Source organism: Mesorhizobium sp. M7A.F.Ca.US.005.03.2.1 (assembly GCF_003997795.1).
Classification (GTDB): domain Bacteria; phylum Pseudomonadota; class Alphaproteobacteria; order Rhizobiales; family Rhizobiaceae; genus Mesorhizobium; species Mesorhizobium ciceri.
In genome coordinates, this window is record NZ_RZRP01000248.1 from 1 (window position 1) to 7,512 (window position 7,512).

A 7,512-nucleotide genomic window follows, 5' to 3' on the forward strand; every position below is an offset into this window, starting at 1 on the left:
GGGCATGCGCGGCCACGACCACACCGGGATCACGGTTCCCGACATGAAGCAGGCGGTCGACTTCTTCACCGAAGTGGTCGGCTGCAAGAAGGCGATGTCGTTCGGCCCGTTCGCCGACGACAAGGGCACCTTCATGCAGGATCTCCTGGGCGTCGATCCGAAGGCGGTGATCGAAGAGGTCACCATGGTGCGTTGTGGCTACGGCTCGAACATCGAGCTGTTCAAATACACAGCACCGGACCAGAAGGACCTGACGCCGAAGAACAGCGACATTGGCGGCTTCCACATCGCCTTCTATGTCGACGACGTCGCCGCTGCCAAAGCCTATCTCGAAGGCAAGGGCGTCAAGACGCGGATGGGGCCGCTGCCGGTCAAGGAAGGACCCGCCGCCGGCCAGACCATCCTCTATTTCCAGGCGCCGTGGGGGCTGCAACTGGAAGCGATCAGCTATCCCGATGGCATGGCCTATGAGAAGGGCGCCGAGACGGTGCTGTGGAGCCCGAAGAACCCGGAAAAGTGATCGGCAGCGCGCTTGCGTGATGACACGCAGGCGCGCTTTCGCCATGTCAGGACGATCTTCTGATATAAAACTTTAAGCTTGAAATATCTTGTCGCCGGCGCGATACTGAACTCCAGCAAGCGAAGAGGAGATCGCACAGATGAAGGTTGCGGTTCTCGGCGGCGGACCAGCCGGCCTCTACTTTGCCATTTCGATGATATTGAGGGACGCCGCCCACGATGTGACGGTGTTCGAGCGCAACCGCGCCGACGACACGTTCGGCTGGGGCGTCGTGCTGTCGGCCGAAACGCTCGACAATCTGTCGAAAAACGATCCGGTCAGCGCCGTCTGGATCAAGAAGCACTTTGCCTACTGGGACGACATCGCAGTCATCCATGACGGCGTGCGCACGGTCTCGTCAGGACACGGCTTCTGCGGCATCGGCCGCAAGCGGCTGCTGGTCCTGCTGCAGCGCCGGGCGCGTGAACTCGGCGTCAAGCTGATGTTCGAGACCGACATCGCCGATCCCAAGCCTTACATGGAGACGCACGATCTGGTCGTCGCTGCCGACGGCCTGAACTCCAGGGCGCGCAACAGTTTCGTCGACATCTTCAAGCCCGACATCGACACCCGCAAATGCAAGTTCGTCTGGCTCGGCACCAACCAGAAATTCGACGACGCCTTCACCTTCATCTTCGAGAAAACCGAGCATGGCTGGGTGTGGGCGCACGCCTACCAGTTCGACAGCGACACGGCGACCTTCATCGTCGAGTGCAGCGAGCAGACCTGGGCTGCCTTCGGCTTCGGTGCGATGTCGCAGCAGGAATCGATCGCCGTTTGTGAGCGGATCTTCGAAAAACATCTCGGCGGCCACGCCTTGATGACGAATGCCAACCATATCCGCGGTTCGGCTTGGATCAATTTCCCGCGCGTGCTGTGCGAGCGCTGGTCTTACAAGAATCTCGCGCTGATGGGCGATGCGGCGGCATCGGCGCATTTCTCGATCGGCTCCGGCACCAAGCTGGCACTGGAAAGTGCTGTGGCGCTGGCCGAATATGTCGAAACCGAGCCGGACTTGGATGCCGCTTTCCGCAGATATGAGGATGCCCGCCGCACCGAGGTGCTGAAGCTGCAATCGGCGGCGCGCAATTCGCTGGAATGGTTCGAGGAGGTCGAGCGCTATCTCGGCCTCGATCCGGTGCAGTTCAACTATTCGCTTTTGACCCGCTCGCAGCGTATCAGCCACGAGAATCTGCGACTGCGCGATGCCGAATGGCTTGAAAGCGCGGAAGAATGGTTCCAGCGCCAGGCGGGCGCCGGCGGCAACAGCCTGCGCCGCGCGCCGATGTTCGCGCCGTTCAAGCTGCGCGACATGAGGCTGCAGAACCGCGTCGTCGTTTCGCCGATGGCGCAGTACAAGGCTGTCGACGGCTGTCCGACCGACTGGCATTTCACCCACTACGCCGAGCGCGCCAAGGGCGGCGCCGGCCTCATCTATATCGAGATGACCTGCGTCAGCCCCGAGGGGCGCATCACGCCCGGCTGTCCCGGCTTCTACGCGCCCGAGCATGAGGTGGCGTGGAAGCGGCTGGTCGACTTTGTCCATACCGAAACCGAAGCCAAGATCTGCGCCCAGATCGGCCATTCCGGCGCCAAGGGCTCGACCCGGCTTGGCTGGGAGGGCACTGACGTGCCGTTGGTCTCAGGCAATTGGCCTGTGATGGCGGCCTCGGCGGTCGCGTGGTCGCCGCAGAATCAGGTGCCGAAGGCGATGGACCGCGCCGACATGGACCGCGTGCGCGACGAATTCGTGGCGTCCACCGAGATGGCCGATCGTTGCGGCTTCGACATGCTCGAAATCCACGCCGCGCATGGCTATCTCTTGTCGTCCTTCATCACGCCGGTCACCAACCGGCGCACGGATGAATATGGCGGTTCGCTGGACAATCGCATGCGCTATCCCCTCGAAATCTTCCGCGCGGTGCGCGCCGCCTGGCCGGCGGAGAAGCCGATCTCGATGCGCATTTCGGCCAATGACTGGGTCGGCATCGAGGGCGTGACGCCGGCCGACGCGGTCGAGATCGCGCGGCTGCTGCATGAGGCCGGCGTCGACATCTGCGATGTCTCGGCAGGCCAGACCTCGGCACTGGCCAAGCCTGTCTATGGCCGCATGTTCCAGACGCCGTTTTCCGACCGCATCCGCAACGAGGTCGGCATGGCGACGATGGCGGTCGGCAACATCTACGAGCCGGACCATGTCAATTCGATCCTGATGGCCGGCCGCGCCGACCTGGTGGCGCTGGCGCGGCCGCATCTCGCCGATCCCTACTGGACGCTGCATGCCGCCGTCACGCTCGGCGACCGCGGTGTCAAATGGCCTGATCCCTATCTGCCCGGACGCGACCAGCTCTACCGTCTGGCCGAGCGCGACGCCGCAGCGGGGCTGAAAGTATGACGGCCGCCGCGACGATACCCGGCAAGCATGCGCTGGTCACTGGCGGCGGCTCCGGCGTCGGGCGGGCCATCGCGCTGGCGCTGGCTGCTGCCGGCATCGGCGTCACCATCTGCGGCCGCCGGGAAGCAGAGCTCGCCAAGGTGGCCGGCGAAAACGACCGCATCTCTGGCATCGCCGCCGATGTCACCGACGAGGCGGCAATGGTGGCGCTCTACGAGAGGGCGCAAGCCGCGCGTGGGGCCTTCGACATCGTCGTCGCCAATGCCGGCATGGCCGGCAGCGCGCCGGCGCACAAAACCGCGCTCAGCGACTGGCAGCGGACGCTCGACGTCAATCTGACCGGCGCCTTCCTGACGGTGAAGCCGGCGCTGAGCGGCATGGCCGCGCGGAAAACGGGACGAATTGTTTTCATCGCCTCGACCGCCGGCCTGAAAGGCTACGCCTATGTCGCGTCTTACGTCGCCGCCAAGCATGGCGTCATCGGCCTGATGCGGGCGCTTGCCGCCGAAACAGTGAAATCCGGCGTCACCGTCAACGCGGTGTGCCCAGGCTTTGTGGAAACCGAAATGCTGGAAGAGTCCATCCAGCGCATCATCGAGAAAACCGGCCGCTCGGTCGAGCAAGCGCGGTCAAGCCTCGCCTCGACCAACCCGCAAGGCCGCTTCATCCAGCCGGATGAAATTGCCGCCGCCGTGCTGTGGCTGTGCGGCGACGCCGCCCAATCGATCACCGGACAGGCGATTTCCATCTCAGGAGGCGAAACATGGTAGCCGGCCCCCTGCCCGCGCCGTCGGGACCCGGCAAGGACCGCTTGCGTCTGTGGATCAGGCTGCTGCGCGCCTCGCGCACGATCGAGGCCGAACTGCGCGAGCGGCTGAAGAAGGAGTTCAACACGACGCTGCCGCGCTTCGACGTGATGGCAGCGCTTTATCGCGCGCCGGAAGGCATGCTGATGAGCGACCTGTCGCGCTTCCTGCTGGTCTCCAACGGCAATGTCACGGGCATCGTCGACCGGCTGGTTTCGGAAGGACTTGTCGCCCGCGCGCGGCGCAATGGCGACCGCCGCACCTCGATGGTGCGGCTGACCGAGGAAGGGACGCAGGCCTTTGCCGCCATTGCCGCGGCGCATGAAGGCTGGATCGGCGAATTGCTGGGCAAGGTCAGCGAGGACGACGCGCGCCGGCTGACCGGCATGCTGACCTCGTTCCGCAGCAACTGGGAGGGACGCGAATGACCGCAATGGCCGGGCGCAAGCCGAAGCATTTCCTCTGGGAGGTCGGGGGCAGGATCGCCAAGGTCCGGCTCGACCGACCGGAGCGCAAGAACCCGCTGACCTTCGACAGCTATGCCGAGCTTCGCGACACGTTCCGCGACCTCGTCTATGCCGACGATGTCGACGCCGTGGTGTTCCTTTCCAATGGCGGCAATTTCTGCTCCGGCGGCGATGTCCACGATATTATCGGCCCGCTGGTCAAGATGGACATGAAGGAGCTCCTGGCCTTCACCCGCATGACTGGCGATTTCGTCAAGGCGATGCTGAATTGCGGCAAGCCGATCATTGCGGCGGTCGACGGCGTCGCGGTCGGCGCCGGCGCCATCATTGCGATGAGCTCCGACATCCGCATCGCCACGCCGGAAGCCAAGACCGCGTTCCTGTTCACCCGCGTCGGCCTCGCCGGCTGCGACATGGGCGCCTGCGCGATCCTGCCGCGCATCATCGGCCAGGGCCGCGCCGCCGAGCTGCTCTACACCGGCCGCACCATGACGGCTGATGAAGGCGAACGCTGGGGTTTCTACAACCGGCTGGTCGATGCCGCATCGCTGGAGGCCGACGCGCTCGACATGGCGGCGCGCATCGTCTCCGGCCCGACCTTCGCGCACGGCATCACCAAGACCCAGCTCAACCAGGAATGGTCGATGGGTCTCGACCAGGCGATCGAGGCGGAAGCGCAGGCGCAAGCGATCTGCATGCAGACCCGCGACTTCGAGCGCGCCTACAAGGCGTTCGTGGCCAAGGAAAAGCCGGTGTTCGAGGGGGATTGAGGATGATGCTTTGCGTGGAGACGTTGGCGGGAGGGGGGCGCCGTAGTGCGCAAGGCCTCAATAGCGGGGCCACCAATGCCTGATCGTTCCTTCCTCTCCTGGCCGTTCTTCGAAGACCGCCATCGCAAACTAGCCGAGCACCTCGAGGCATGGTGCACGACCAACCTCCCAGTCGATCATCATGATGTCGACGCGGCCTGCCGCGAGCTGGTGACCAAGCTTGGCCAAGACGGCTGGCTGAAGCCTACGGCGCTCGACACCGACAATCCGGGCCCCCTCGACGTCCGCACTTTGTGCATCACGCGCGAGACGCTTGCCCGCTATGACGGGTTGGCCGATTTCGCTTTCGCCATGCAAGGGCTCGGCACCGGCGCGCTCAGCCTGTTCGGTACGCCGGAGCAGCAGCAATGGCTTTCGAAGACACGCGCCGGCAAGGCGATATCAGCCTTCGCCCTGTCGGAACCGCGCTCGGGATCGGACGTCGCCAACACCGAGATGACGGCGACCCGCGACGGCGACGACTACATTCTGTCCGGTGAAAAAACCTGGATTTCCAATGGCGGCATCGCCGATCTCTATATCGTCTTTGCCCGCACCGGCGAGGCGCCGGGCGCCAAGGGGCTTTCCGCCTTCCTCGTGCCTGGCGACGCGAAGGGCCTTGGTATCGCCGAACGGCTCGAAGTTATCGCGCCGCATCCGCTGGCGCGGCTGTCTTTCGACCAGGTCCGCCTGCCGGCCGCCGCACTGATCGGCAAGCCCGGCGACGGCTTCCGCATCGCCATGTCGGTGCTCGACGTGTTCCGCTCGACTGTCGGTGCGGCGGCACTCGGCTTTGCCCGCCGCGCACTGGATGAAAGCATCAAACGCGTGGCCGAGCGCAAACTGTTCGGCGCGCCGATGGCCGAATTGCAAATGGTGCAGGGGCACATCGCCGACATGGCGCTCGATGTCGATGCGGCGGCGCTGCTGGTCTACCGTGCCGCCTGGACCAAGGACATGGGCGCGCCCCGCGTCACCCGCGAAGCCGCAATGGCCAAGCTGTTTGCCACCGACAAGGCGCAAGAGGTGATCGACAAGGCCGTGCAACTGCACGGCGGCGACGGCGTCCGCAAAGGCCACATCGTCGAAAGCCTGTATCGCGAGATCCGCGCGCTGCGCATCTATGAGGGTGCCTCCGACGTGCAGAAAGTGGTGATTGCGCGGCAAGTGATGGGCGCGGCCTGACGGCGGCAAATTGACGAGCGTTCGATTTTGAAAATTGGGTTTTGGAATACCGGGAGGTTTTGAATGCACACGATTCTGCAGCCGGAAGGCTGGGCAAAACCTGTCGGCTACGCCAATGGCGTCGCGGCGCGCGGGCAGCTCGTCTTCGTCGGCGGACAGGTCGGCTGGAACGGGCAATGCCAGTTCGAGACCGACGACTTCGTCGGCCAGGTGCGGCAAACGCTTCAGAACATCGTCGCGGTGTTGGCGGAAGCCGGCGCGGGGCCGCAGCACATCACCTCGATGACCTGGTACTTCACCGACAAGGCCGAATACCTTGCCAATCTCAGGGGTATCGGCGAGGCCTATCGCGAGGTCATCGGCCGGCATTTTCCGGCGATGGCCGCCATGCAGGTGGTGGCGCTGGTCGAGGATCGCGCCAAAGTGGAAATCCAGGCAACTGCCGTCATCCCGGAATAAATTATTGGCTGCCTCAGGAATAAATTATTCGCGAAGCCCCGCCTGCCTCAAGATCGGTAGCACGTGATCGCAGAAATAGGGCAGTTCTTGCGTGTAGTTGACGAAGGACAGCGCGATGCCCTGATAGCCGTGCCCGGCAATGGCGACCATGTCGGCGGCGATCGTTTCCGGCGTTCCGATCAGCGGGTAGGTGCCGGCGCCGCCGGCGAAACGCTGCCGGTAGCGGTCATAGGCGTGCGGGTCGTGCGATTGCGAGAATTCCTTCTTGCCGGCCATGTGGGCATCGACGGCGTCATGGTCGGCCATATCGACGGCGTAGCGCGTGTAGTAGGCCTGCGCCTCTTCCATCGTCGGGCGGCAGACGACATGCGCCACGGTGTAGACGCCGACATCGCGGCCTGCCTTATCGGCCCGCTCGCTGATGTCGGCGACATGCTTGCCGGCATCGCTCATTTCCGAAAATGTCGTGAACAGATAATCGCACCGGGCGGCAGCGAAATCGCGGCCCGGCCCGCCGAAGGCGGCGTTCATGGTCACGGGGCGCGGAACCTGCAGACTGGCCGGCCGGCTGACAGCCTCCTTGAGGCGGTAATAAGTGCCTTCGTAATCGAGCGGCTCGGCCGACGCATAAAGCTTTTCCAGGATTTCGATCCATTCGGCCGCCTGATCGTAGCCCTTCTCGACCAAAGGCGTGCCGAACATGCCGAATTCCTTCGGGTTCCAGCCGCAGACGATGTTCAAGCCCGCGCGGCCCTGGCTGATATGGTCGACCGTCGCCAGCGCCTTGGCGGCATAGAGCGGATGCACCAGCGGCACATGCACGGTCATGAAC

8 protein-coding genes are annotated in these 7,512 nt (G+C 64.3%); 7 read left to right on the forward strand and 1 reads right to left on the reverse strand.

Features of this window, described 5'->3' with window-relative positions; translation table 11 throughout:
- The 7 genes from EN991_RS15670 to EN991_RS15700 form a co-directional block, all read left to right on the forward strand.
- On the forward strand, nt 1–520 hold a 520-nt coding region (locus tag EN991_RS15670; RefSeq protein WP_127369083.1), incomplete at its 5' end, for a VOC family protein.
- 139 nt (nt 521–659) lie between these two features.
- Nucleotides 660–2,954, forward strand: a complete 2,295-nt coding sequence (locus tag EN991_RS15675; RefSeq protein WP_127369084.1) for a bifunctional salicylyl-CoA 5-hydroxylase/oxidoreductase — start codon at nt 660–662, stop codon at nt 2,952–2,954.
- The gene (locus EN991_RS15680; protein ID WP_127369085.1) at nt 2,951–3,724 is read left to right on the forward strand and encodes an SDR family NAD(P)-dependent oxidoreductase; all 774 of its coding nucleotides are present in this window, start codon (nt 2,951–2,953) and stop codon (nt 3,722–3,724) included. Before EN991_RS15675 ends, EN991_RS15680 begins: the two co-directional genes overlap by 4 nt.
- The gene (locus EN991_RS15685) at nt 3,718–4,188 is read left to right on the forward strand and encodes a MarR family transcriptional regulator (RefSeq protein WP_127369086.1); all 471 of its coding nucleotides are present in this window, start codon (nt 3,718–3,720) and stop codon (nt 4,186–4,188) included. The genes EN991_RS15680 and EN991_RS15685 overlap by 7 nt, the downstream gene beginning before the upstream one ends.
- Nucleotides 4,185–4,997 carry an enoyl-CoA hydratase family protein gene (locus EN991_RS15690; protein WP_127369087.1) on the forward strand — a complete coding sequence of 271 codons (813 nt, stop codon included), beginning with the start codon at nt 4,185–4,187 and terminating at the stop codon, nt 4,995–4,997. Before EN991_RS15685 ends, EN991_RS15690 begins: the two co-directional genes overlap by 4 nt.
- Before the next feature lie 75 nt (nt 4,998–5,072).
- Complete coding sequence (locus tag EN991_RS15695; protein WP_127369088.1) at nt 5,073–6,221, forward strand: acyl-CoA dehydrogenase family protein; 1,149 nt, start codon at nt 5,073–5,075, stop codon at nt 6,219–6,221.
- Between the two features lie 63 nt (nt 6,222–6,284).
- Nucleotides 6,285–6,680: a RidA family protein gene (locus tag EN991_RS15700; RefSeq protein ID WP_024503394.1), complete on the forward strand. Its 396-nt coding sequence runs from the start codon at nt 6,285–6,287 to the stop codon at nt 6,678–6,680.
- A 24-nt stretch (nt 6,681–6,704) separates the two neighbouring features.
- Here EN991_RS15700 and EN991_RS15705 read toward each other — a convergent pair.
- Nucleotides 6,705–7,512: LLM class flavin-dependent oxidoreductase (locus tag EN991_RS15705; RefSeq protein WP_127369089.1), on the reverse strand; the 808-nt coding region annotated here is incomplete at its 5' end.

What these genes read in the sequence shown, in the direction of transcription:
- EN991_RS15675 (WP_127369084.1), top strand. Translation starts at nt 660, where the DNA reads ATGAAGGTTGCGGTTCTCGGCGGCGGACCAGCCGGCCTCTACTTTGCC.
- EN991_RS15695 (WP_127369088.1), top strand. Translation starts at nt 5,073, where the DNA reads ATGCCTGATCGTTCCTTCCTCTCCTGGCCGTTCTTCGAAGACCGCCAT.
- EN991_RS15700 (WP_024503394.1), top strand. Translation starts at nt 6,285, where the DNA reads ATGCACACGATTCTGCAGCCGGAAGGCTGGGCAAAACCTGTCGGCTAC.
- EN991_RS15690 (WP_127369087.1), top strand. Translation starts at nt 4,185, where the DNA reads ATGACCGCAATGGCCGGGCGCAAGCCGAAGCATTTCCTCTGGGAGGTC.
- EN991_RS15685 (WP_127369086.1), top strand. Translation starts at nt 3,718, where the DNA reads ATGGTAGCCGGCCCCCTGCCCGCGCCGTCGGGACCCGGCAAGGACCGC.
- EN991_RS15680 (WP_127369085.1), top strand. Translation starts at nt 2,951, where the DNA reads ATGACGGCCGCCGCGACGATACCCGGCAAGCATGCGCTGGTCACTGGC.